Source organism: Alkanindiges illinoisensis (assembly GCF_004377485.1).
In the GTDB taxonomy this organism is placed as follows: domain Bacteria; phylum Pseudomonadota; class Gammaproteobacteria; order Pseudomonadales; family Moraxellaceae; genus Alkanindiges; species Alkanindiges illinoisensis_A.
Genome location: NZ_SNTY01000022.1, coordinates 1 through 24,808 on the forward strand (window position 1 = coordinate 1; position 24,808 = coordinate 24,808).

Consider the following 24,808-nt stretch of genomic DNA (forward strand, 5'->3'; position numbering starts at 1 on the left):
CTCGTGGTCAGCTGACTAACCGCAAAAGCATTCACGACAGACCTGCTGAGATTGAGCAGCGCTCTCGCTTCGGTGATCTGGAAATAGATACGATTGTTGGCAAGAATCACCAACAATCCCTGGTTTCGATTGTAGACCGGAAGACAGGTTATCTTTGGCTGAAAAAGTGTAGCACGCGAAAGGCTGAGGAAATTTGCCAAGCCACGATCAGATTATTGGAACCCATCAAAGCACAGCTGAAGACGATTACTGCAGATAATGGTAAGGAGTTCAGCCTGCATGAGTATACTGCTCAGGAATTAGAGGTCGACTGGTATTTCGCTGATCCTTATAGCACCTGGCAGCGAGGCACGAATGAACATACAAATGGATTGATCAGACAATATGTTAGAAAAGGCAGTGACTTGAATGACTATACGGATGCATATATTGCAGAAATCACTCAACGATTGAACCATCGTCCAAGAAAAAGATTCGGATTTAAAAGTCCGAGTCAGGTATTATTCCAAGAACATGGTGTTGCACTTCAAATGCTAATCTAAGTGCTTAAAAAGCTGTATTTGAAAAACCGGGTTGCCTTTGAGCAGTGAACCGCCTATATTCAACCCATGGCCCGTTTAATGTTGCATTCCTTAAGCTGTGTATTCCATGCATTATTTCAATTAGAACAATGCCGTGGTATCCATACTTTCCTGCACGTTAACCAGCCTAAACACAAGAAACAGTTGCTGATCTGATCGGGGCAACTGTTCCGTCAGATGAGTGACGGAACAGTGCAAAGCCCTACGCTATAAACAACTTCCCGCCATCTGATGTCCCCTAAGCCGGTCAATATTGCTTAGAGAACTCTCATGTCTTTTGATTTTTCCGGAATCTGGATTCCCCTGATTACTCCACTGCAAGCTGATGATGAAGGTGTGGATCATACCGCCCTGACCCGGCTGGTTCAACAGTACCGAAGCAGCGGCATTCGTGGTTTTGCCAGCTTAAGTACCACCGGTGAAGCCTCGTTACTGTGCGCTGAAGAACAGGATGCCGTACTGGCTACAACCTTAGCCGCAGCCCAGGGCTTGCCTGTCATTGCCGGTCTTACTGCCAGTACGTTTAAACAAGCCTGTGAACGTATGCACCAGCTCAACCGGTATGAGATTGCAGGGATTATGCTGAGCTCGCCAAGCTATATCCGACCATCACAACAGGGGCTAGTTGAGTACTTCAGCCGACTGGCGGATATCAGTGAAAAACCGTTGGTAATTTATGAAATTCCCTATCGCACAGGCATCAGTCTGGAATTGTCATCGCTATTAACGCTGGCGCGCCATCCGAATATTCAGGCTATCAAGGATTGTGCTGGATCACTGGCAATCACGCAGGCCTTGATTATTGATGGTCACTTGCAGGTGCTAGCTGGTGAAGATTTCAATATTTTTAATACCCTGTGTATGGGTGGTCACGGCGCTATTGCAGCAGCGACGCATATCCGGCCAGATTTATATGTCACAATGATGCAGGCGATTCAAGCGGGTCAATTGGCTAAAGCACAGCAGATTTTTGCCAGTGTCAGTCCATTAATTCAGCAGTTATTTGCCGAGCCTAACCCTGCCCCACTTAAAGGCTTGCTGGCACAACAGGGGCAAATTGCCAATCAATTGCGCTTTCCACTGCTACCTGCCTCTACAGGACTGGTGGAACAACTTGGTCATTTGGCCGAGCAACTGGATATTTCTTATCTCTGATCTCAGGCATTGAATAAGATATGCTGAACTGACTGCAATAGGCCAGCTCAGCATTAAAGTGCCTCAATCATTTACAGTAAAACGATATTTCTCTTATGGCAGTTTTTAAACGGGATTTTTGGCTATATTTTTTTCAATCCGGCTGTCTGGAATTACCCAAAGCAATGCAATCGCCAGATAAATCATTTGGGCCAGCCATTCATAATAAAACGCCAGCGGTACAGCTAGACAGTAACCAATCACTGAAAAAATGCCCTTGTAATCACGGCCAATGGCAAAGCGCAAGATGTTATTTATTGTCTTCCGCAGCGCAGGTAATGCTATGAACCAGCATCCAGTAAGCCACCGCACAAGCCGCCAGATTCACCCCATAAATTGCCGTGGGCAGCGCATTAAAATGATTTTCGCCCATCCAGCCGGTGCTAAACGGCAATAATGACAACCAGAACAGCAAATGCAGGTTGGCTCATAACACCCGGCCATTGATATGGTGAGTGGCATGCAACAGGTGATGGTGATTATTCCAGTAAATGCCAATATATAAAAAGCTCAGGATATAGCTTAAAAACACCGGAATTAATGGTGTCAGTGCATGCAGGTCTGAGCCATGCGGCACTTTAAGCTCCAGCACCATAATGGTAATCACAATGACCAGCACACCATCGCTAAAGGCTTCAAGCCGGTTTTTTTTGCACAATGAATTCCTTATGTATTGCTAACAGATGGTTCTGTTTAATAAAAAATTTAAAGCCCTAATTGTTGATCACATCAGTTTTCAAACGCTGTAAAAGGCGATATCTCAATGATTCCGCTAAAAAACCCTAAGTGCTAATGCGGCAAGGTCTAGATAAAACCTTCATATCAGCCAGCTTTTTCGTAATGCCGCGTAGCCAGCCAGACCAATAGCGCCATGCTACTTAGCAGCAGCCCAAGTGCAGAAACCCCAGCCCAGCCATAATGCTGGTACATCCATGCCGAAGCCAGCGAACCCACAGCCCCGCCAATAAAGTAACTGAGCATATAGCCTGCATTCAGGCGATTCCGGGCTTCCGGTTTGATCTGGTAAATCATATTCTGGTTCACCACGTGTACCAGTTGCACGCATAAATCCAGCACAATAATGCCAATAATCAGCGCAATCACCGAATGGCCGCCAAAGTACACGGGAATCCACGACAGCATTAGAAAAATACAGCCCAAGGTAGTGGTTTGTGTTGATTTGCCCTGATCCACCATTTTGCCCGCCTTGGTGGCAGCCAGCGCACCAGCCACCCCGGCCAGACCAAACAGCCCAATCAAAAAATCTGAAAAACCAAATGGAGCTTCAGACAATAAAAAGGCCAGCGGTGTCCATAAAATACTAAAGCAGGCAAAAATCAGCCCACCAATGACTGACCGCCACAGGAAAACTTTTTCAGTTTTAAAAAAGGTAAAAATGGACGCCAGCAACTGTGGATAGGACAAACCTGCATATTGACGGCGCACGGGCAAGTTGCGGTACAACACCACTGTGGTGAGTAACAGCATGGCCGCCGCACACCAGTAAATGGTACGCCAGTTGCCAAGGTCTGATAAAAAGCCGGCCACCGTACGCGCCAGCAAGATACCCAGCAGCAAGCCACTCATGATGGTGCCCACCACCTGCCCGCGCTGGTTTGGGCTGGCTAGCGCAGAACCCAGCGGCACAATCACCTGCGCCACCACCGAGAAAAAACTGGTGATACTGGTACCAATAAACAGCATCCAGATATTTTGCGATAAGGCGCTCAGCAGCAAGCCACTGGTGGATAACAGCAACATACTAATAATCAGACGACGCTGCTCAAACAAATCCCCTAGCGGCACTAGCAACACCAACCCCAAGGCATAAGAGAGCTGAGCCACCGTGACAATAATCCCAGCACTGGCATACGAGAGCTGAAAATAATCAGCAATACTGTGCAGTAAAGGTTGTGCATAATAATTGCTGGCCACTGCAATACCAGTGGTAAAGGCCATGAGCATAACCATACCCCGGCTTAATGCTGCTTGCGGGTGCGAATTGTCAGGGGTAGTTCTGGATGTAGACATCAGATTTTTACAATAATAGCGCGAAATGATTGCAGCAAATTATGCCCGAAACTTTTGACAGAACTGTAATTAAAGGTGATAAATCAACTGGCTGGCTTAAATATTTAGTCAGTTGGGCAAGTAGTTAGCATTTAATATGAGCGTTTAATAGTAACTGTAATTACTTTAAATCTTATACAGCATAGCAAATATAGGACACAAAAAAAGCACCCATAAAAAGTGCTTTTTTGATCTACTGTTTATAAAGCAGGTATTGATTAAAAGCTTGATAAAACCTTTAATCCATTGCCTGCCTTACTTAAAGGCTACTGCAGAATTACACAGCGCCATGCGGTTGGAATTTTTGGAAGGCGACCAGTCTGTGCCAGCATTGGATTTAAAATAACCCAGTGGTCCAACCTGTTTGGCGAGTGACTGACAGGCTTTCATATCCGCGTCACTGCCATCGCTACTACCTGTTGCCTTGCAACTGCCGCCATTGCAACGCCAATCCATGTCATTGCCCTGAACATTGCCCTGATGTGCGCTGCCCGCTGTGTATTCAATGGGCGCAGCCCAGGCCTGAGCCATGCCCAGCATCAAAAGCCCCATACCTAACAGATGTTTGATTCTCATCAAACCACTCCTTTATAAAGGATCGGCATCACACACGATCCATTGCTTATCTTATACGCTGTTTTTGATTTTATTTCAGTAGCAAATCATTATCCCATTATACATATTTTGTTACAACTGTTGAGTATTAAACGTATCACATTGATTTAAATCACCTGTGTTTAAACCGGTATTAAACCAGCGTGCCCGTTGCTGGCTGGTGCCATGCGTAAAGCTATCCGGCACCACATAACCCCGTGCCTGTTTTTGCAGATAGTCATCACCAATTTTATGCGCAGCATCCATCGCTTCTTCGACATCGCCTGCTTGCAAAAACTGGGTGCGCTGCTGATTATGATGGGCCCACACGCCGGCATAACAGTCAGCCTGCAATTCCTGCCGAACCGACAAGGCATTGCCCTGTGTTTCGCTGGCTTGCTGGCGTGCCTGTTGCACCTGGCTGGAAATCCCCAGCAGATTTTGCACATGGTGGCCCACTTCATGTGCAATCACGTAAGCTTCGGCAAAGTCACCGGCCTGATTGGTATTGGCCGTTTCAGTGCTGTTTTGCTGATCACCGCTAATGCCCATTTGCTGGCGCATTTGCTGAAAAAACGACAAATCGATATACACCTTCTGGTCTGCCGGGCAATAAAATGGCCCCATGGCAGATTGTGCCGCGCCACAGCCGGATTGCACGCCATTCCGGAATAACACCAGTGTTGGCTTTTGATACTGCTTGCCAGCGCTGGCAAAAATCTGCTGCCAGGTGTCTTCGGTATCGGCCAGAATCACACTGACCATTTGCCGGGTTTGTGCATCTTCCGCGCTTTCCTGATACGGCTGGGAAACCTGCTGGGTTGCTGGTTGTCCACCCAGCATGGCCAGCGGATTAATACCAAATACTTTCCAGACAATTAGCCCCAGAATCACCACCACAATGGTGCCCTTTATGCCCAGCCGGGAAAAAATCCCCATCAGGGCCAGCGGACCTACACCACCGCCCAGGCCTGAGCCGGAGTTGCCACGCAGGTCTTCAACCTGATTACTTTCACGACGTCCTTTCCAGCGCATGATGCACCCCTTGTCTATCGATGATGTTGAAACTGATTCTACCTATTACAGTAAATAACTGGCTTAAGACCGCGCCGATGTCCAGATTTTCTGACCCAGACTCACAATAACCAAAACAATAATACCAGCCACAATTCCTAATAGGCCATTTAACACGGTAGGCAACAGGGCTTCAAATAACTGGCCAAAACCCGGTACACCGCCTGCTGCCTCAGCATGGTGGTCAATCCAGTGATGAAACAACGGTACGCCATGCGCAATAATGCCGCCACCCACCAGAAACATCGCCGCCGTACCAACAATCGACAGGGTTTTCATTAAATAAGGGGCAAAACTGATGAGGCCCTGACCAATACGTTTGGCCAATGGACCAGGTTTTTTCATCAGGTAAAAGCCTGCATCATCCAGCCTGACAATCCCGGCCACTAGCCCATACACGCCAATCGTCATCGCGATTGAAATGATGCTGAGCACCATGAGCTGATCCATAAGCGGCGCATCAGCGACTGTACCCAGACTAATCACAATAATTTCAGCAGATAAAATAAAATCGGTACGGATGGCGCCTTTGGTTTTTTCTTTTTCAAACTGGGCCAGATTGTTAATGTCCAGTTCTGCCTTTTTTTCAACTGTGCTGTCTTCGCTTGTGGTTTTGTCCTTGCGATGGAAAAAACTGTGCGCCAGCTTTTCTACCCCTTCATAACACAGGTACAGGCCGCCCAGCATCAATAGCAACAGGACGCCCTGTTCCCAGAATGCGCTAATCAATAGCGCCAGTGGCACCAGAATTACCTTGTTGATAAAGGAGCCCTTGGCCACAGCCCAGACAATGGGAATTTCACGCTCAGCCCGTACCCCGCTCACTTGCTGGGCATTTAATGCCAGATCATCACCCAGTACCCCGGCAGTTTTTTTGGCCGCCATTTTGCTCATGAGCGCCACATCATCCAGAATTGTGGAGATGTCATCCAGTAAAGTTAGTAAACTGGCCCCAGCCATCTTGTTATACTCAACGATTTAATTAGTACTAACATACGGAATTTTAAATCTTAGTTCTATCCATAAATTGCTGTAAAAAGATTATTTTTTGCAAAGCAAGTCTAAAATCTAAGCAAAAAGCTTCTTCACAATTGAGAATCGGGGCGTTAAAAAGCCTAAAGGTTTACACAGTTTTAATGAGATTTTTCACAACAATAGCAATTTTTTGCCACGCTCTGATGAATAAGCTGAGTCCTGCTACAGCCCTCATCAGCTTTTCTGCTGGGTCAAACTTTAAATATGGCGGCTTTTATTATGGATTGAAATCGGCTTTATCGGTCCATTGCTTGGCGCGGTTTTCAGTGGCTTGCGGATCACGACTAATTGGAATGACGGGTGGAATATAACGCTGGGCCGGATGATAGCTTCCCGAACCCGACGGATATAGATAATAGGTATCCTGATTAAAATACACGTCACTGGTGGCATTTTGCGGGGCAATGACTTCAACCTGCCGATTGATAATGGTGGTGCTGGGCGCCTGATAATACAGTTTTGCAGCAATCTGTGGACGCTGCTCACCTGTCCGTCGTTCATTGCGCGAGTGTGTGCTATAGCGATGATAACCCGGTGACTCACTAATCACCTGACGATAGAACGGTAATGGCGGTGGTTCTGGTTTCACCCGTCCCCGGTAAATGGCACGTAGGGATTGTACTGGTTGCGGTTTTTGTAGTGAAGCACGATCAGACATCGCCAGCAGTTGAGTGGCTGCCATAGCGGACGCACCAAATGCGAAACCTAGATCCATAGCCAGCGCAAAAAAGGCTGTTTTTATAATCATTTTACTCGGATAAGTTGTTTTCATTACCGTCATCGTTTTAAGGTTGTGAGGATATAGCTTGCGGCTAAAGCCTTGAACGCCAGTTTTGGCCAATCCAATATTTAGGCTAAGGCAGCTTTGCAATTGAACACCGTTTTAATTTAAATTAATTTGGCAAAAGTCACAATTCGCTCAAATTATATACAACAAAAAAGGGTTGAATTCTCTACAATACCCGCATATTTGCAGCCTTAGCCTGCCATACCCATTTATTATTATGAAAGCGGAACTGGATTTATGAGCAGTACTACCGACAATCGTCCTATTGTATTAACCGGTGACCGAACCACGGGACAACTTCATCTGGGACATTATGCTGGCTCATTAAAAACCCGTACCACGTTGCAGGATACGCATCATCAGTTTTTGCTGCTGGCCGATGCACAAGCGCTGACTGATAATTTTGATAACCCGGAAAAAGTGCAGCGTAATGTGCTGGAAGTGGCGCTGGATTATCTGGCTGTGGGCATTGATCCCACCAAGACCACGATTTTTGTGCAATCCTGCGTGCCAGCCTTGTCTGAACTAACCATGCTGTACCTGAACTTTGTAACGGTAGCCCGTTTGGAACGCAATCCGACTATTAAGCAGGAAATTGTATTACGCGGTTTTGAGCGCGACATTCCGGCTGGCTTTTTGTGCTACCCGGTAGCACAGGCGGCGGATATTACCGCGTTTAAAGCCACATTGGTGCCAGTGGGTGAAGACCAGATTCCCATGATTGAACAAACCAATGAAATTGCACGCCGTATTAACCGTCAGGTGGGACGGGACATTCTACCGGAATGCAAGGCCATGCTGTCCAACGTGGCGCGTCTGCCTGGTTTTGATGGAAAGGCTAAAATGAGCAAATCACTGGGTAATACCATTGTGCTGAATGCCAGCGATGATGATATTAAAAAAGCCGTCAATAAAATGTACACCGACCCAAATCACTTAAAGGTCAGTGATCCGGGGCAGGTTGAAGGCAACGTGGTATTTACGTACCTGGATGCCTTTGACGAATTCCCCGAAGAAATTGCCGAGCTAAAAGCGCATTACCAGCGTGGTGGTTTGGGTGATTCTGTCCTGAAAAAACGCCTGTATGAGCGACTGGTGGCCATGATTGCACCGATTCGCGAGCGCCGTAACCAGTTTGCGCAAGACCCGGCCTATGTGATGGATGTGCTGCGCGAAGGCACGCAAAAAGCACAGGTGGTCACCCAGCAAACGCTGGATGAAGTAAAAAATGCACTGGGGCTGTTCCGCTTCTAATTGATGCTGGATTAATGGCGTTAGTCTAGCCTTAAGTCACTGCTTAAGGCTTTTTTATTTATTTTACTATTAGCTCTTAAATCTTAAGCTATAGCACCATTTCCCAACTATACAGATCATTATCATTATGTTATAACATATCCAATGAAAAAATTTGAGTATGCATCATGCAGGTTTTATCTTCCTTAAAAAGTGCCAAAAAACGTCATGCTAACTGTCAGGTGGTTCGTCGCCGTGGCAAGCTATATGTGATTTGCAAAAGCAACCCGCGCTTTAAGGCACGGCAGGGTTAAAACGCCAGTTGAAATGAGCAGCTCGCTTTTGAATACGGGCTGTTTGAATTATTGGTAATATAAAAATTAATCATTGCCAGATTTTGGATTTAATGCCTAGGTTGTTTATTTATTTACTGCTTGTCTAATGGCTGTTTATCAAGCTTTAGGGAAATCATTAACATTACCAGCCCACCAATACTTAAGCCAACTCCTACCCAAATTGGCGCAAGCCAGCCATAGCCAGCACTAATCACCATACTGCCCAGCCATGCTCCTTGTGCATTGGCAATGTTAAAGGCCGAATGATTTAATGAAGCTGCCAGTGTTTGCGCCTGACCCGCCACATCCATCAGGCGGGTTTGCAAGGCTGGCCCCAGTGCCATGCCAGTTGCGCCCATTAAAAATAGCGCTATCAATGCACTGTAAAAATTTTGCATCATAAAGGGGGCAATGGTAAAAGCTGCAATCATGCTAAACACAATGCTGTACAGGGCTTTTTTCATGCCGCGATCAGCCAGCCAGCCACCAACCAGACCGCCACTGACCATGCCCAGGCCCCACACGGCCAACGCTACAGGCACATAGCGGATGCTGACCTGGGTATAATGGGTCAGCAGGGGTGACACAAAGGTATACACCGAAAATAATCCGCCAAAACCAATCGCGGCAATGCCCAGTGTTAGCCACATCTGGCGGTTTTTTAGGCCTGCCAGTTCGGTTTGTATACTGGCATTGGTAGCTATGGCTATTTTGGGTAAAGTTACGCTAATGGCCAAAATGGTGAGTGCGCCAATTGCGGCGGCAAACATAAAGCCACTACGCCAGCCCAGATGCTGCCCTAGCCATGTAGCAAAGGGCACGCCAATCACGGTGGCAATGGTCAGGCCCAGCATCACATGCGCCACCGCCTGTGCGCGTCTGGCAGGTCCGGCCAGCGTGGCAGCCACCAGCGCAGCCACACCAAAATAAGCGCCATGTGGCAGGCCAGCAATAAAGCGCGAAATCACCAGACTATTAAAATCCGGTGCAAAGGCAGTGGCCGCGTTGCCCACGGTAAAGAACAGCATCAGTGCCAGCAATAGGCCTTTGCGTGGCACGCGAGCACACATAATGGCAATGACTGGCGCACCAACCACAACCCCGAGCGCATAGGCGCTAATCATGTGGCCTGCCACCGGTACCGTAACGCCAACACCCTGTGCAATTTCCTGAATCAGCCCCATTGCCACAAATTCAGTAGTACCAATCCCAAAACCACCCAGCGCTAGCGCAACAATCACCCACAGTAATGAATAACCAGAACGCTTGGAAGCAGAATGCATCAGTTGGGGCGAATTTAAACTCGACATAAAAGACTCAACATCAGACAGGTAATTGCAAGGCTATCAGGTTTATATTAAGGGCTTAATTATAAGGCAACTGCTGGATTGGAATCCCTCTATTGTTTAACCAAACTACATTTTTTAGCTTATAAATTAAAAATAGTTAACATTAGAATTTTAATGGGCTTTAGCAGCCTTAAACCCTTCGCTGGAAAAATTACGATAAAGTAGCGATTTCTTCAAAAATTCATCATTATTTTTCAGTGCTTGGGTATATGATGCGCTCATTCATTGCATGGTTTTACTGGCTAACTGATTTGCAGTATCTCCAATCCTGATGCCCCTGGCGTTTTATTCACCTGCGATGTTGCAGCTTGGTGATTTTTGTCTTTTTGAGTGTGTCTTATGACGCGGCTTTTATCTTTTTTGTCGGTGGTGCTGTGTGTTGCTTTTATGGTGCCCAGCTATGCCAAACCCATTGCTTCAAACCAGACTTTTAATAAATCATTTGTTGCCATGCCTGCCGAACTAACCATTATTGGCTACCATGAAATTGCAGCTCCGCAGCAAGCCCTGATTCCCGATTATGCTGTTACTCCGCAGCAGTTTGAACAACAGGTACTGTGGCTAAAAAACCATGGTTTCCACTTTGTTAGCATGGATGATGTGCTGGCAGCGCGTGCGGGTAAAAAGCCACTTCCGGCCAAGGCGGTGTTGCTGAGCTTTGATGACGGCTATACGTCGTTTTATCAGCATGCTTATCCGCTGATCAAGCATTACAGGATTCCGGTGGTGCTTGCACTGGTGGGCAACTGGTTATTGCCAGAAGGCAATCAGCCGGTGGATTTTGATGGCAAGACCATTAGCCGCAACAGCATGTTTAGCTGGGCCCAATTGCGCGAGATGAGTGATAGCGGTCTGGTGGAAATTGCCAGCCACACTTATGACCTGCATGATGGCATTCTGGCCAATCCACAGGGCAATATGCAGCCTGCTGTTACCGCGCGCCTGTATGATCCAGCCACAAAAACCTATGAACCAGATCAGGCCTACCGGATACGTTTGTATAATGACTTTAAGGCCAACAATGATTTATTCATCAAGCATGGCCTGAAAAAACCGCGCATTATGGTCTGGCCCTATGGACGCTATAACACTGTTGCGCTGGACATAGCCAGCCAGTTGGGCATGCCGATTACCTTTACGCTGGATGACGGGCCAAACCTGCCCTCCACCCCGCTTTCTGCACTGCGCCGCATTCTGGTAGACCGCAGCATGACTCCCAGTGATCTGGGCCATGAAATCAGCATTCGTGAGCAACAGCTCACCGATAATAACCGTGCGCAGAAAATTATGCATGTGGATCTGGATTATATTTATGACCCCGACCCGGACCAGCAGGAACGCAACCTGGGCCATTTGCTGGACCGGATTGCAGCCATGCATGTCAATACCGTGTACCTGCAAGCTTTTTCCGATCCGGATGCCAATGGCTCAGCCGATATGGTGTATTTTCCCAATCGGCATTTGCCGATGCGGGCAGACCTGTTTAACCGGGTTGCCTGGCAAATCCGTACCCGCACACAGGTGAAACGCGTGTATGCGTGGATGCCTTTGCTGGCATGGGAGCTGCCGGACAGTGACCCTGCCTCAAAAGACATTGTGGTCACTGAACAAGGTAAGGACAGCCAGCATTTGAATATGGGCTACCATCGCCTGTCGCCATTTTCAGCACTGGCCCGGCAAACCATTAGCGAGATTTATCAGGATCTGGCCAAGTCTGTCCCGTTTGATGGCATCCTGTTCCATGATGATGTCACCATGTCGGATTATGAAGATGACAGTCCCAAGGCCAAAGCACAATATGCCGCATGGGGCTTGCCGGATGACTTGAATGCTATTCGCGGCAATGATGCCCTGCTGCAAAAATGGACAGCGCTTAAAACCCAGACTTTGGATGAATTTGCCTTGTCACTGGCCGCAGAAGTGCGCAAGCAACAGCCCTGCCTGCTAACTGCTCGTAACCTGTATGCACAAGTTGCGCTCAAGGCCTATGCCGAAAACTGGTATGCGCAGTCACTGGAAAACTCCCTGCGCGATTATGATTTTACTGCCATCATGGCCATGCCTTATATGGAACAGGTTAAAGATCCGGATGCGTTTTACAGCAGTATCGTCAAGCGGGTCAAAAGCTATCCTGAGGGGCTGAAAAAAACCGTGTTTGAACTTCAGGCAACCGACTGGCGCAGCAATACGCCCGTGTCTTCGGATGAACTGGCTACCACCATTAGCAAATTGTACTTACAAGGTGTGCGCCACGTGGGCTATTACCCGGATGACCCAATCAAGGACCACCCGGACCCAGCCGTCCTGCGCCGGGTATTTGACAGTAAAACCAGTGCAGCCCTGCCCTAAAAGGTAATGTCCAATGCTTAGTCACCTTGAACATCTTTGGCAGTTGCTGCTGGGTTTTGTGTTTTATTATCCATTGTTCATGTCGTATTTATGGATGATGGGTGCGCTGCTGTTTTACCGGCGCGAACGCAAGGAACCACCCTACCAGACACCACCTGTGCTGGAACAGCCACCCGCGGTGAGTGTGCTGATTCCCTGCTTTAACGAAGGTGATAATGCCGAAGAAACCATCCGGCATGCACTGGCGCTGCAATATCCGGATTTTGAGGTAATTGCCATTAACGATGGCAGTAGTGACAACACTGCCGACGTGCTTAACCGGCTGGCAGCCCAGTATGACAAGCTCAAGGTCGTGCATCTGGCACGTAATCAGGGCAAGGCAATGGCACTCCAGGCAGGCAGTTTGCTGGCCAGAGCCGAGTACCTGATTGGTATTGACGGTGATGCCCTGCTTGACCCGCATGCCGCCCACTGGATGGTGCGTCATTTTGTCAAAGACCCAACTTTGGCAGCCGTGACGGGCAATCCACGAATTCGTACCCGCACTACCCTGCTGGGCAAGATTCAGGTGGGTGAGTTTTCGTCCATTGTCGGCATGATCAAGCGGGCACAGCGCAGTTTTGGCCGCCTGTTTACTGTGTCAGGCGTGATTACTGCCTTTCGCAAAAGTGCTGTGCACGATGTGGGCTACTGGTCTGCGGACATGCTCACCGAAGATATTGACATTACCTGGAAACTGCAACGCGCAGGCTGGGATATCCAGTTTGAACCCAATGCACTGGTGTGGATTCTGATGCCGGAAACCCTGCTTGGCTTATGGAAACAGCGCTTACGCTGGGCCATGGGTGGTGCACAGGTACTGCTGAAAAATCTGGATGTGTTCTTTAAGTCCAACCAGAACTTCCTGTGGCCGCTGATGCTGGAGCTTTGCTTATCGCTAGTCTGGTCATACCTGATGCTGCTGGTGGCTGTGCTGTGGTTACTGAGCTTTATCCTGCCCGTGCACACTTTGCCACGGGTTGGCTCACCCTTTGTTCCTAATGGGACTGGTGTGTTTTTGGGAGCAACCTGCCTGCTGCAATTTGCCTTAAGTAAATGGATGGACAGCCGCTACGAAACGCGCCTTGGCCGCAACTATTACTGGATGATCTGGTATCCATTGGTATTCTGGATGATTAATATTTGCTCTACCATTGTGGCCTTTCCTAAAGTATTATTACGCCGCGAGGGTAAACGGGCACGCTGGGTTAGCCCAGACCGTGGTGTTAGACCCTCTCAATAAATTATAGTGAATAGCATGAATCACGCATTAATTATCGATGCCCGCCAGCAACTGCGCTGGCATCAGCGTTTATTTTCTGATACCTCAACCGCCATGATGTGGGGCATCTGGCTGCTGCTCTGGCGGCCTGTGCTGATTTTTACCTGGGTGATGAGTGTCAAACATCCAGCGGCATTGCTGCATTTCCTCAACATGGCCAGTTTTGAGGATTATATGACTGCGCTATTTTCCGCAGTAGCTGCCTTATTGTTATGGAGCACACTTCCTTCCCATAAGGTTAAAAATCCGGTAGCACGCACCCTTGACGACTACGCCAGCCACTTTGGTATCCAGCCTGAACAAATTGAAGCGGGCCGCGCGCAAAGCATTTGTGTGGTACACCATGATGATCAGGGCAGAATTATCCGCATTGAATCGACCTGATGCTTACATAACGTGTCCTGCCCTGCATCGGCAAGGCAGGATTTTAGTAAAACAGCTTCTTAGTTGCGCACTCAGTTTTTCTTATCCGGTTGGGCTACCTGCTCTAGCACAGGGAAAGCCATATCGACAATCTTGCCCTGACGGTCATAAAAAAATAAATTGACCTGCGCACCCTGTGCCTGCTCAACCATGTGAGTTTCAAGCTCGTAAAAATGTGCCATGTCACTGGGCTGAACATCCGGCATAGGATGGCGGCGCTCTTTGTTATAAAAGCGCAGGATATTATACGACGCCCATGCCAGCAGCATCAGTCCCAGAATCATGATCACCGCCACCAGACTGGTTAAATGCTGGCTAAAACCATGTTCATAATCGTGAACAATATACTGGTCAAACCGGTGCCAGCCAAACCACCATGCCAGCAGGCTCAGCAAGGGAATAAACAGATACAGCCATACCATCAATCCTGCGGCTGCAAGCATGCCAAAAACGCCGCGTTGCGACCAGCTTTGCAAATCCGGACGGTCAATAAAGGCTGGCAACACCACGTTTTCATGTTTAAAGTTTTTATCCAGAATCGTTTCAATGCCCATCTTGTTCTCATTGCCCATTTTTCTCTCACCTAAGCCAGTTAAACGTTAAAATCTTAGTAAGCGATAAGGTTAAACACTGATACCACGGTCCGGACTTTCCCAGCGGGCACGTTTTTTCGAGCGCTTTAGCAATGCTTTAGGCAAGGCCACCACCGTGGTGAGCATGGACAAAATCCAGTACAACAATGGATACCAGATCACCCAGATATAGTTGCGTAATATCCGGCCCTGATCATAACGGCGATCCATCCACAGGCTGATAAAAAACTGCACCAGACAGGTTACGCCCAGAAAAAGCCCATAAACCTGCGGCAAAATGCTGGCCACATACCAGCTTTCCGGCAAGTCAACCACCAGGCCAGTAAAGTACAACATAAAAATAATCAGCATGGCATACGACCAGCCCACGCTCAGCAGGTATTCAAAGGCCACGCCCCAGAAACGGCGTGCTTTCCAGTGAAACAGTGCCTTGCCATATTTCAAGAGTACCTCAACCCCGCCCTGTGCCCAGCGCAAACGCTGGCTCCATAGGCCCTTCAGTGTTTCCGGCATATATAGGTAACACAATGCCTGCGCCTCATAGCGGATATCCCAGTGATCCAGTTGCAGGCGCCATGAAATATCAATGTCCTCGGTTACAATGTTTTCACTCCAGTAGCCCACCCGGTGCAATGCGGTTTTACGGAATCCGGCAATCGCACCCGACACAGTGAAAATACGGCCATAGGTACGCTGTGCCCGCTTGATCAGACCAATAATGGACGAAAATTCGCCCACCTGAATCTTGCCCAGCAAACTGGAACGGTTAATGATGCGCGGATTACCAGTCACTGCCCCCACCCGTGGGCCGCTCAGCAAATGATCCATCATCCAGTGCACGGTATACGGATGTAACAGGGCATCACCGTCAATGCACACCAGGTATTCATATTTGCTTACCAGTGCGCCTGCCCGTAACGCAAATGCCTTGCCCTGATTATTGGTCAAATGCACAATGCGGATTCTTGCATCCTGTTTGGCCAGTGCTTCAACAATCTGCTCGGTCTGGTCGGTGCTGCCATCATTAATCACAATGACTTCAATGTTGGGATAACGGGTGGCCAGCGCAAAACGGATGGTGTCTGTAACATGCTGCTCTTCGTTGTAGCAGGGAATTAAAATGCTACAACCCCGCGCAGTCTGGTCAAATTGTGGCAAGGCAGGACGACGTAATTCACGGCGTAAATAAAACCAGATGCCGCCAATGATCCACAGCCAGGCCATGAGCAAGGGATAGTAAAACGCAAAGGCAAATAGCGCATTGCGCACCGATAAGTTTTGCAGCCAGTTCAGGGCATCAATCAACATAGGTCATACTCGATAAATAGTTTTTATTGTGATTATTCATTAAAATGCACCGCTCAGCCCCAGCACACCATACGTCCGATGCTCACGGTTGCCGTCATACACCTGACTGCCCCAGCCAATGCCATAATTGATTTGCCAGCGCCGATTTAATTGCCACTCATGCTGATACAGCGCATTGACATAGGATTTACCGGAAAACCCAGCTTGCTGATTAATGCCGGTGCCCAGTTCAAAATGCTGATTGAAGGACTGCTGCTCATCACCGCGCCAGGTCATCCAGTCATGTTGCATGTTGATGCCATAGCTTAAATTGTGGTCAGGATTAAAATAACTGCCGCCGGGTTGATTGTTGGTTTCATAAAATACTTCCAGTCCACCCGTGGTGATGTGTTTTTCATTAGCAAACAGGCGCTGGTTAAAAGCACCCGATACCGACTGGCGCAAATTACCATCGCTAATGTCCAATGCCTGATAATTAAACGACGCGCTGCGTGACTCATGCTGCCGCCAATCCACGCCCGCCTGATAGCCATTGGCATCCAGGCCTGCTTCCAGTGCCCGTAGCGGAATTTGTGATGAGTTATGCTCATAACCCAACCGATAGCGCCAGTGGTCATTAAGCCAGTGCCCCCAGCCTGCACTAAAGCCGGTTTTTTGGGAACTTGAACTTTGGCCGGACTGACTTTGACCTGATTGCTTATCCAGTTGCTGATTCACTAAAACCCAGGCATTTTTGCGGTCTTGCTGCCACTCTGCCCCAAGGCCCAAGCGCTGGTCACGTTGATGTGTTGGCTCAAGGTCAGCCCAGCGATCCTGATGATCTACAAAAATTCGCCAGCGATTGTCCAGCCACGGGCTATTTAGCCGGGTATGCCACTCACGGTCACGACTGCCATTCACACTGCTTAAGGTTTGCCCATCAGCCTTACTGTGCGCAATTTTAAGGTCGCTTTGCAGGGTGACACGCTGGCGATTCTGCCACTCCTGCTGTGCCTTAATCACACTGGAACTTTCAGGCGTTTTTTGGCTTGCCTTCTCCAGCGCATCCTGCCAGCCTGCATAGTCCTGCAAGTCACGGCTATTACTGGCGTGGGTTAAATCCAGTGCCACATTATGCGGGGCTTTTTTATACGCCTGCTGCACCACCTGTTCAGCGGTCTGCGGCAAACCACGCCAGTTTAAGATGGTGGCGTAATCATTCGCCAAACTGACATTGTCGGGGTTGTCTTGCACCAGTTGCTGCAGCTTTGGCGCGGCAATGTCCAGCCGGTTACGATAGGCCGCATCCAGTGCCAGCACCTGCTCCACCCGTACCCGGGTTTTGCGGGCTTCCACATCCATTGTATTGGCTGCCATAGCAGGAAACTGTTGATCCATTTTGACCAGTACATTACTGGCCTGCTGGTATTTTTCCTGCTCAAGCAAAGCATAATAATCCGCAATAAACAGTTCAGCATCCGGCTGTGGCAGGTTATCCAGTAAATACTGATAAATCTCATGCGCCTGCACGGGCTGCTTGGTGGCCAGATAGGCATCAGCCACGGCACGCTTGGCATAGGGCTGTAACTGGAATTGCTCACGCACCGACAGCTTCTGGTACTCGGCTATCAGCTCCGGCATGCGTTCACGCACCCGCAAGGCATACAGGTAATCATTAAACAGCGGTGCATATTCATTCTGGTTTTTATTGAGCTGATCCAGTGCCTGTCGTAGCGCCAACAGGTTTTGGTCAATCAGCTGAGCGGCCTGCTGGTACTTGCCCTGTCGTTCCAGCTGATCCTTTTGTTTGAGCGCTGCCTGCAGGTTCAAGCTCAGTAAGTCTGCCTTGACGGGCCACAGCATACTTGCCGGAAAAACGTCTGGATGCTGTTGTGCCAACTGGTAGGCTTTATTTACCCGATTCAGATTTCTTAAAGCAACAAACTGCTGTTCCAGTGCCAGTCGCTGCTGTGGATTCAAGGCCAGTGCCTGCTGGCTGGAAACTATTGCCTGTCCTGAAAGACCTGCCAAACGCTGGATGTATGCCAGTCGTGCATATTGGTCGGCATTAAGCGTACTTTGCTGTAATGAGCCCAGTAGTTGCTGCACCACTGTAGTTTGCCCGGCTTCTGCAGCCAGTGTGGCGTAATACCAGTCATCAAATGGTGCTTGCCCTGTAGGCTGCTGTTCAGATTGGCTATATATCTGCCGGGCCAGTTCAAATGCCGCCTGAAACTGTTGTTGGTCACGCAGGGCATCCAGCCAGGATTTATAGGCATAGGCAGGAATATCATTTATTTTTGTGGTTAATTTTTCCTGCTGCGCTAGCCTGACAAGTTCTGCATTGCGGCCAGCCAGACGCAGTACCACCATCAAATCCGCAGTTGTCTTTAAATCATCAGGTTCTTGCTGATGCAATTGATGAAGCTGGCTGATGGCTGGTTCAAACTGGCACTGACTGGCCAGCTTAACCGCCTGCTGGCCTAGAATTAAGCGCTTTTGGGTAAGTGCCAGCTTATGGGTTGGCTGTATTGCCAAGGCCTGATCTGCATACGCCAGACCCTGACCTGCATCACCCAGTAAACGATAAATATAGGCCAGTTGTGCATACTGATCTGCTGTTTTCAGGGTAGCCGGTTGAATACGGTCAAGTATTGCACGGGCATCGGTGCTTTGCCCCGCTTCAGCAGCCAGTGTGGCATAATAGAGTACATCAAGCTGCGGTGCTTGGTTGGACAATGTCTGATGCGCCATAATCTGCTGGGCCACCTGATAGGCCAGCTTTGGTTGCTGGCTATCGCGCAAGCCCCCAATCCAGGCCATTCTGGCGTAGACAGGTACTTGCAACGCCAGCTGCTGTAACTGGCTACTTTGGGTTAACTGGACAATTGCCTGATTTTTGCCAGCCAGCCTTAACAGCACAATCAGGTCAGCCGTTACTTTCAGGTCTTTTGGCGCTTGGCGGTGCAGTTGCTGTAAGGTAGCTATGCCTTGCGGAAGTTTACCCTGCTTTGCCAGTTGAACCGCCTGTTCGCGCTGCTGGCTAATACTTAAGGCAGTGCCTGCCGGTTTGGCATATAGTGATGAAGATAAAGTAAAACAGCCTATTTCCAGAAAAACTAAACAGCCCAGATAAAGTTTGTTTTTTAATGGATCAGGGTAAGATGTCCCCATAATTATTCCAAAAATAAAGAGCAAAAATTAAAGCTGGCGTTTTTAAATGGCCGGCATACGTTGTGTGGCCTATTGTGTATTTTTATTTTTAACCGTCAGTGTTTAAATGATTCCAGATTGGCAAATTCGCGTAATAGAATCTGAAAAAACGTAATTCCATTTAGCAATTGGTATTAATTCAACTAATTTATTCGCTTTTATGTAATCCATTTCTGATAGACAGAGTAGTCTATTTCCTACAGGTAGAACAAAAAATACTTACTGATGCCTATAAAAAAAGAGCGCCGAAGCGCCCTTTTCAATCAAAGATTAAAAACTGGTATTAAACCATGCCTTTATCTTTTAACACCTGATACATGGTTGAACCCAGCTCAGCAGGGCTTCGGGTGTAGGCCATGCCTGCGCGTTCAAACGCTGCAAATTTTTCTTCAGCAGTACCCTTGCCGCCAGAAATAATTGCACCTGCGTGACCCATACGCTTGCCTTTTGGCGCAGTAACCCCGGCGATATAACCCACAACAGGCTTGGTCACGTTAGACTGGATGTATTCAGCCGCTTCTTCTTCCGCAGTACCGCCAATTTCACCAATCATGATAATGGCATCAGTGTCCGGATCATCCTGGAACAGTTTCAGCGCATCAATCTGGTTCATGCCCGGAATCGGATCGCCACCAATACCAATACAGGTGGACTGTCCCAGACCCAGCTTGGTGGTTTGCGCCACAGCTTCATACGTCAGGGTGCCGGAACGGGAAATAATGCCGATACGGCCCGGCAGGTGAATATGGCCCGGCATAATGCCAATCTTGCATTCACCCGGGGTGATTACGCCCGGACAGTTTGGACCAACCAGACGGGTGCCATTGCCATTGGTTTCGAGGTAACGCTTGGCTTTTAGCATGTCGATGGTTGGCACGCCTTCGGTAATCACCACAATCAGGCCAACACCGGAATCTACTGCTTCAATAATGGAATCCAGAACAAATGGTGCCGGTACATAAATAACGGTTGCATCAGCCTGGGTTTGATCCACAGCTTCACGCATGGTGTTAAATACCGGCAGATCCAGATGGGTTGAACCGCCTTTACCCGGCGTTACCCCACCAACGACTTTGGTGCCGTAAGCAATGGCCTGTTCAGAGTGAAAAGTACCGTTTTTGCCGGTAAAGCCCTGAACCAGAACCTTGGTGTCTTTGTTAATTAATACGCTCATGCTAATGCTCCTTAGGCTTTTACGGCTGCAACAATTTTTTCCGCTGCATCGGCCAAGCCCTGCGCTGGAATGAGTTTAAGACCTGATTGCTCCAGAATCTGGGAACCAAGCTCGGCATTATTACCTTCCAGACGAACCACCACAGGAACAGTCACATTCACTTCTTTAACCGCTGCAATAATCGCTTCTGCAATCATGTCGCAACGCACAATACCACCAAAGATATTGATCAATACGCCCTGCACCGAGGTATCGGCCAGAATCAGCTTGAAGGCTTCAATCACGCGCTCTTTGGTTGCACCACCGCCCACATCCAGGAAGTTGGCAGGCTGGCCACCATACAGCTTGATAATGTCCATGGTTGCCATGGCAAGGCCAGCCCCATTCACCATACAGCCAATGTTACCTTCCAGTGCTACATAGTTCAGTTCAAACTCAGAGGCTTTTAGCTCACGCTCATTTTCCTGCGACTTGTCACGGGATGCAGCAATCTCAGGCAAACGATACAGCGCGTTGGAGTCGATGCCGATCTTGGCATCCACACACAGGATTTCGCCATTTTCGCGTACGGACAACGGGTTGATTTCAAACAGGGCAAAATCATTTTCAATAAAGGCGTGGTAGGCGCCTACCATCAGTTTCACAAACTGGTTAATTTGCTTGTCTTTTAAACCCAGCTGAAACGCCACATCGCGTGCTTCAAATGGTTGCAGGCCCACCAAGGGGTCAACTGTCACCTTGATGATCTTTTCAGGGGTTTCTTCAGCCACTTTTTCAATATCCACGCCACCTTCGGTAGACGCCATGAAAGTCACGCGACGGGTTGAACGGTCAATGACCGCACCCAGATACAACTCACGCTCAACCGGATACACATCCTGACACACCAGTACACTGTTTACAGGCTGGCCATTGGCATCAGTTTGATAGGTCACCAGACGTGTTCCAATCAGGTCACGGGCGATTTGTGCCGCTTCTTCCTTGCTCTTGGCGATCTTTACACCGCCTGCTTTACCACGGCCACCTGCATGAACCTGAGCCTTGATGACGGCAAAGTTACCAATCTTCTCAAACGCTTCTGCTGCTTCTTCTGGCGTAGTTGCCAAAATGCCTTCCTGTACCGGCATACCATATTGCTTAAGCAACGCTTTTGCTTGATATTCATGTAAATTCATTGATAGACCTAACCGTATAATCGTTGGTTAATTTAAATACTGCCGTGCCTGCCTGTTGTTATGGACAATGTTGTCCATGCCAGCAGGCAGACACTGCTTTCGTATTCCAGACACACAGCCACTTTTTGAACTAAAGCTGTCAAAAAGTGATCCTGCTTACTTCATTTCAAATTTCTTGCTTGTTGACTCAGTACGTTATGACTTGCGCTTACGCTGAATGGCATGAATCGCACGTCCATCTACCGACAGTGCCGCTTCATGTACTGCTTCAGACAGGGTAGGATGCGCAAAAGTCATCAGTTGCAGGTCTTCCACACTGGACACAAACTCCAGTGCAATCATGCCCTGGTGCACCATGTCACCTGCACCGCTGCCCAGCACATGCATGCCCAGCAGGCGGTCAGTCTTGGCATCAGCCACAAACTTGACAAACCCTGCGGGTTCACCAGCGGCTAGCGCACGGCCATTGACTGCAAACGGAAACTGACCAGTTTTCACCTCAATGCCCTTTTCCTTGGCGCTTTCTTCCGACAAGCCGACCCACGCCACTTCAGGGAAGGTGTAAATCACACTGATAATAGTGTCATAGTTCACCTGCGCGGCATGGCCATGAATCCGCTCAACCGCCATTACGCCCTCTTCCATGGCTTTATGCGCCAGCATTGGGCCACGTACCAGATCGCCAATGGCATACACACCATCAACCGAAGTTTTGCACTGGTCGTCAACCTCTACAAAACCGCGTTCAGTGAGCGTAATGCCTGCATCGTCACTCAACAGTCCTTCGGCATATGGCTTACGGCCAACACAGACAATCAGCTTGTCAAAGGTTTGTTCCTTATCTTCGCCGGCCTGATTGTATTTCACAGTAACTTTGCCATCTTTGGTTTCAGTCGCAGTGACCTTGGCATTTAAGCGAATATCCAGACCCTGCTTGGTGAGCACTTTCTGGGTTTCCTTGGCCAGTGCTTTATCTGCCATGGGCAGGAAACTGTCCAGTGCTTCAAAAATGACCACCTGACTGCCCAGACGGCGCCATACTGAACCCAGTTCAAGACCAATCACACCAGCACCAATGACACCCAGAGTGGCAGGCACCTGATCAAACGCCAGCGCACCAGTAGAATCCACGATCAGCGCTTCATCAACAGGCGCTACCGGAATATTAACCGGCACTGAGCCTGATGCCAGAATCACATACTTCGGCTCAAGGGTTTGCACTTCAGCTGCTTTTGAATCAAGGCCTTCCAGCGGCGTAAATTCCACTTTCTTGCCTGCCAGCAGCTTGCCTGTACCTTGCAGCCAGTCAATGCCATTGCCTTTTAACAGCTGGGCCACCCCACCTGTTAACTGCTCAACCACTTTGGTTTTGCGCGCCTGCATGGTGGCAATATCAATACTGACATCACCAGTAGTAATGCCATGTGCTTGCAGGTCATGCTGGGTTGATTCATAACGATGCGATGAATCCAGTAGGGCTTTGGACGGAATACAGCCCACGTTTAGGCAAGTGCCGCCCATGGAAGGCTTGCCGTTATGTATACGTTTTTCAATACAGGCAACTTTATAGCCCAGCTGGGCTGCACGAATGGCAGCTTCATAGCCACCCGGGCCACCACCAATGACGACTAGGTCATACTGTTGTGCCATAGTTTTACTCCTTAACCTGCAAAAAATCAGTCTTCTGCAAGTGGCCTAATTTTTAAAATGGGCAAATCATTAAAAATTTGTGCTTGCCTGCATTAATGGCAAGCACTTGAATTTCATCGAGCCAATTACAGATCAAGCAACAGGGACGCTGGATCTTCAATAAACTGCTTAATCGCAACCAGGAAGCCAACGGCTTCTTTACCATCAATCATGCGATGGTCATAAGACAGCGCCAGATACATCATCGGCAGGATTACCACTTGACCATTCACCGCCATCGGACGTTCCTGGATTTTATGCATGCCTAAAATGGCTGTTTGGGGCGGGTTCAGAATAGGTGTAGACAGCAATGAACCAAAGGTACCGCCATTAGAAATGGTAAAGGTACCACCAGTCATGTCTTCAATTGACAGCTTGCCTTCCCGTGCCTTTTTACCGAAGTCGATAATATTTTTTTCCACTTCGGCGTGATTCAGGCGATCTGTATCACGCAGCACAGGCACAACCAGACCACGGTCGGAAGATACCGCAACACCAATGTCATAATAGCCGTGATAAACAATGTCATCGCCATCAATAGACGCATTCACTGCGGGATAGCGTTTGAGGGCTTCGGTTGCAGCCTTCACAAAGAACGACATAAAGCCCAGCTTGGTACCATGACGTTTCTCAAAACGCTCCTGATACAGCTTACGCATATCCATGATTGGTTTCATATTGACTTCATTGAATGTGGTCAACATGGCAGTTTGCTGGGTAGCCGACAATAAACGCTCAGCCACACGCTTGCGCAAGCGGGTCATGGGAACACGTTTTTCTACACGTTCACCCACTGCCTGACTCAATGCAGTAGGTGCTTGAGCAGCAACTGCGGGTTGTGGGGCAGCTTTAGGTGCATTCACGTGATTGGTCACGTCTTCCTTGGTGACACGACCGCCACGGCCTGTACCGGAAATATCCTTGATATCCAGACCCTGCTCAGATACTGCCTTGCGCACCGCTGGACTTTGATCGCTGGAAGATTCACCAGTTTGCTGGGTTGCGACTGGCTCATCACGTTTTACAATCGGGGTTGCGCCGGCTTCAATTTTTTCAACATTCTTGGCAACGTCGTTTTCGCTAACAGCACCAACACCTGATTCAAAGGTTGCAATCACTTCGCCAGACAGTACGGTTTCACCTTCCTGCTTGGCAATATTGCTCAAGGTGCCATCCGCAGGCGCTACCACTTCCAGTACCACCTTATCGGTTTCAATGTCGGCAATTACTTCATCACGGGAAACAGGCTCACCTACTTTTTTATGCCAGGTTGCAATGGTGCCGTCGGCAACTGATTCTGGAAAGACGGGGGCTTTAATTTCGGTTGCCATA

General features: G+C 48.6%; 23 protein-coding genes. 7 read left to right on the forward strand and 16 right to left on the reverse strand.

The window, feature by feature from the left end; genetic code table 11:
• Positions 1-542: IS30 family transposase (locus tag E2B99_RS06730; protein WP_134244175.1), on the forward strand; the 542-nt coding region annotated here is incomplete at its 5' end.
• Between the two features lie 309 nt (positions 543-851).
• Positions 852-1,736, forward strand: a complete 885-nt coding sequence (gene dapA, locus E2B99_RS06735; protein WP_134244176.1) for a 4-hydroxy-tetrahydrodipicolinate synthase — start codon at positions 852-854, stop codon at positions 1,734-1,736.
• 105 nt (positions 1,737-1,841) lie between these two features.
• Here dapA and E2B99_RS14715 read toward each other — a convergent pair whose 3' ends face one another.
• From E2B99_RS14715 to E2B99_RS06765, 8 genes are all read right to left on the reverse strand, one after another.
• Complete coding sequence (locus E2B99_RS14715; protein WP_205669643.1) at positions 1,842-2,021, reverse strand: hypothetical protein; 180 nt, start codon at positions 2,019-2,021, stop codon at positions 1,842-1,844.
• 4 nt (positions 2,022-2,025) lie between these two features.
• Positions 2,026-2,178 (reverse strand): hypothetical protein, encoded by a 153-nt coding sequence (locus E2B99_RS14720; protein ID WP_205669644.1) that lies wholly within the window; start codon positions 2,176-2,178, stop codon positions 2,026-2,028.
• 24 nt (positions 2,179-2,202) lie between these two features.
• Positions 2,203-2,433, reverse strand: a complete 231-nt coding sequence (locus tag E2B99_RS14725; protein WP_205669645.1) for a TMEM175 family protein — start codon at positions 2,431-2,433, stop codon at positions 2,203-2,205.
• Between the two features lie 164 nt (positions 2,434-2,597).
• Entirely contained in the window at positions 2,598-3,806 is a 1,209-nt protein-coding gene (locus E2B99_RS06745) for an MFS transporter (RefSeq protein ID WP_134244177.1), read from the reverse strand.
• 294 nt (positions 3,807-4,100) lie between these two features.
• Positions 4,101-4,421, reverse strand: coding sequence for a hypothetical protein (locus E2B99_RS06750; protein ID WP_134244178.1), 321 nt, complete (start codon positions 4,419-4,421; stop codon positions 4,101-4,103).
• 111 nt (positions 4,422-4,532) lie between these two features.
• Entirely contained in the window at positions 4,533-5,474 is a 942-nt protein-coding gene (gene ypfJ / locus E2B99_RS06755) for a KPN_02809 family neutral zinc metallopeptidase (RefSeq protein WP_134244179.1), read from the reverse strand.
• Positions 5,475-5,537: 63 nt separating this feature from the next.
• Positions 5,538-6,473, reverse strand: coding sequence for a DUF808 domain-containing protein (locus E2B99_RS06760; RefSeq protein WP_134244180.1), 936 nt, complete (start codon positions 6,471-6,473; stop codon positions 5,538-5,540).
• Positions 6,474-6,765: 292 nt separating this feature from the next.
• Positions 6,766-7,230 carry a hypothetical protein gene (locus E2B99_RS06765; protein ID WP_134244181.1) on the reverse strand — a complete coding sequence of 155 codons (465 nt, stop codon included), beginning with the start codon at positions 7,228-7,230 and terminating at the stop codon, positions 6,766-6,768.
• 342 nt (positions 7,231-7,572) lie between these two features.
• Between E2B99_RS06765 and trpS the strand changes: the two genes are divergently transcribed.
• Together trpS and ykgO are read left to right on the forward strand one after the other, a co-directional pair.
• Positions 7,573-8,589 (forward strand): tryptophan--tRNA ligase, encoded by a 1,017-nt coding sequence (gene trpS / locus E2B99_RS06770; RefSeq protein ID WP_026471409.1) that lies wholly within the window; start codon positions 7,573-7,575, stop codon positions 8,587-8,589.
• 167 nt (positions 8,590-8,756) lie between these two features.
• Positions 8,757-8,882, forward strand: a complete 126-nt coding sequence (gene ykgO, locus E2B99_RS06775) for a type B 50S ribosomal protein L36 (protein WP_134244182.1) — start codon at positions 8,757-8,759, stop codon at positions 8,880-8,882.
• Between the two features lie 113 nt (positions 8,883-8,995).
• On the opposite strand, the gene E2B99_RS06780 is transcribed toward ykgO, so the two are convergent.
• The gene (locus E2B99_RS06780; protein WP_134244183.1) at positions 8,996-10,213 is read right to left on the reverse strand and encodes an MFS transporter; all 1,218 of its coding nucleotides are present in this window, start codon (positions 10,211-10,213) and stop codon (positions 8,996-8,998) included.
• A 378-nt stretch (positions 10,214-10,591) separates the two neighbouring features.
• On the opposite strand from E2B99_RS06780, the gene pgaB reads away from it, so the two are divergent.
• Genes pgaB through pgaD (E2B99_RS06795) form a run of 3 tightly spaced genes read left to right on the forward strand, consistent with a single transcriptional unit; the run spans position 10,592 to position 14,306 of the window.
• Positions 10,592-12,601, forward strand: a complete 2,010-nt coding sequence (gene pgaB / locus E2B99_RS06785) for a poly-beta-1,6-N-acetyl-D-glucosamine N-deacetylase PgaB (RefSeq protein ID WP_240687758.1) — start codon at positions 10,592-10,594, stop codon at positions 12,599-12,601.
• A gap of 13 nt (positions 12,602-12,614) precedes the next feature.
• On the forward strand, positions 12,615-13,883 hold the full coding sequence (pgaC, locus tag E2B99_RS06790) for a poly-beta-1,6-N-acetyl-D-glucosamine synthase (protein ID WP_134244184.1): 1,269 nt from the start codon (positions 12,615-12,617) through the stop codon (positions 13,881-13,883).
• A 15-nt stretch (positions 13,884-13,898) separates the two neighbouring features.
• Positions 13,899-14,306 (forward strand): poly-beta-1,6-N-acetyl-D-glucosamine biosynthesis protein PgaD, encoded by a 408-nt coding sequence (gene pgaD / locus E2B99_RS06795; RefSeq protein ID WP_134244185.1) that lies wholly within the window; start codon positions 13,899-13,901, stop codon positions 14,304-14,306.
• A gap of 71 nt (positions 14,307-14,377) precedes the next feature.
• On the opposite strand, the gene pgaD (E2B99_RS06800) is transcribed toward pgaD (E2B99_RS06795), so the two are convergent.
• The 7 genes from pgaD (E2B99_RS06800) to odhB form a co-directional block, all read right to left on the reverse strand.
• Complete coding sequence (gene pgaD, locus E2B99_RS06800; RefSeq protein WP_134244186.1) at positions 14,378-14,917, reverse strand: poly-beta-1,6-N-acetyl-D-glucosamine biosynthesis protein PgaD; 540 nt, start codon at positions 14,915-14,917, stop codon at positions 14,378-14,380.
• A gap of 51 nt (positions 14,918-14,968) precedes the next feature.
• Positions 14,969-16,246: a poly-beta-1,6-N-acetyl-D-glucosamine synthase gene (pgaC, locus tag E2B99_RS06805; protein ID WP_134244187.1), complete on the reverse strand. Its 1,278-nt coding sequence runs from the start codon at positions 16,244-16,246 to the stop codon at positions 14,969-14,971.
• A 39-nt stretch (positions 16,247-16,285) separates the two neighbouring features.
• Positions 16,286-19,399: a poly-beta-1,6 N-acetyl-D-glucosamine export porin PgaA gene (pgaA, locus tag E2B99_RS06810; protein WP_134244188.1), complete on the reverse strand. Its 3,114-nt coding sequence runs from the start codon at positions 19,397-19,399 to the stop codon at positions 16,286-16,288.
• A 322-nt stretch (positions 19,400-19,721) separates the two neighbouring features.
• Positions 19,722-20,612 carry a succinate--CoA ligase subunit alpha gene (sucD, locus tag E2B99_RS06815; RefSeq protein ID WP_134244189.1) on the reverse strand — a complete coding sequence of 297 codons (891 nt, stop codon included), beginning with the start codon at positions 20,610-20,612 and terminating at the stop codon, positions 19,722-19,724.
• An 11-nt stretch (positions 20,613-20,623) separates the two neighbouring features.
• Complete coding sequence (gene sucC, locus E2B99_RS06820) at positions 20,624-21,787, reverse strand: ADP-forming succinate--CoA ligase subunit beta (protein ID WP_134244190.1); 1,164 nt, start codon at positions 21,785-21,787, stop codon at positions 20,624-20,626.
• Positions 21,788-21,982: 195 nt separating this feature from the next.
• Entirely contained in the window at positions 21,983-23,437 is a 1,455-nt protein-coding gene (gene lpdA / locus E2B99_RS06825; protein ID WP_134244191.1) for a dihydrolipoyl dehydrogenase, read from the reverse strand.
• A gap of 125 nt (positions 23,438-23,562) precedes the next feature.
• Entirely contained in the window at positions 23,563-24,807 is a 1,245-nt protein-coding gene (gene odhB, locus E2B99_RS06830; protein WP_134244192.1) for a 2-oxoglutarate dehydrogenase complex dihydrolipoyllysine-residue succinyltransferase, read from the reverse strand.
• Between the last annotated feature and the right edge of the window lies 1 nt (position 24,808).